Genomic DNA, 1,106 nt, shown 5'->3' with positions numbered 1-1,106 from the left:
TCTATTATGCTCGCTTTTGCTTTTGGACCGCTACTGGTCGGCTCGCTAGGTATCTCTGGTCTGTTTTGGCTGACCTCAGGGTTTGCGATTTTAGCGATGTTGCTATTGTTCGTCGTACCTACGCCGATGCGCGTCCTCAAGCATAATCTAGATAATAAATCGATCGGTGAGCAGCTTGCTACCGTCCTCAAAGTTGGTGATTTGAACCGTTTGCACATCGGTATTTTTGCCTTGCATTTAACCATGACAGCGATATTTGTGATTTTGCCGCATCAACTCTCTGAGGTCATGGGACTCTCTGTCCGTCAGCAAGGTTTGGTCTACTTGCCGCTATTATTTATTGGCTTTGCTGTCGCCATTCCCTTTATTATCATCGCTGAAAAAAAGCGCAAAATGCGTCAGGTGTTTTTGGGGGCAATGGCGCTCATGACGGTATCATTAGTATTGTTGGCCATAGGTAGCCAAGTTGGTGTTGGTATTATTTTGGGGCTTTTGCTGTACTTTATGGGCTTTAATTTACTAGAGGCGACCATTCCGTCATGGATATCTAAACGCGCACCTGTCGCTAATAAAGCCACGGCGATGGGGCTAAACTCCTCCAGCCAGTTCTTTGGGGCTTTTGTTGGTGGGGCGATGGGTGGTCTGCTGTTGACCCAATCCAATCTACTAGCATGGGGTATCTTGGCTGTCATTATGGGCGCAGCACTATTGCTTATCATACCGATATCTGACCCGCCTTATCTATCGAGTACCACTGTTACTATCCCCAAAAATATCGATATTCAGCACTGGTCACAACAAGTTATGGCAGTTGAAGGCGTTGATGAATTAGTGGTCATGGCAAAGGAACAAGTCGCTTATCTAAAGCTCGATAAGACGCAGCTGACCGACTCCTCAAAAGCGCAATTGGCAGATTTGGCGCAAAGTCCGTTAAATATTTAGAAGCTGATTTAATCTCAACTATCTAAATTTTTTGGCGTAGGCTGGGTCAAAAACTCAGCCTACAACAGTAGTTCACGCTAAGTCGAGAGTAAGGTATGATATAAAATATGTCGTAAATACTAAGATCAGATTAAGATTAACGTATCTTTAATAGTGGCAGTGCT

The 1,106-nt window shown here is 44.6% G+C and carries 1 protein-coding gene; it reads left to right on the top strand.

Annotated elements, in window-relative coordinates:
• Positions 1–942: MFS transporter (locus ACTXGO_RS14370; protein WP_443574993.1), on the top strand; the 942-nt coding region annotated here is incomplete at its 5' end.
• Positions 943–1,106: the final 164 nt, after the last annotated feature.

This window comes from Psychrobacter sp. T6-1 (assembly GCF_052258445.1).
The sequence above is the reverse complement of the archived record's forward strand: the minus strand, read 5'-3'. Positions and strand labels throughout refer to the sequence as shown.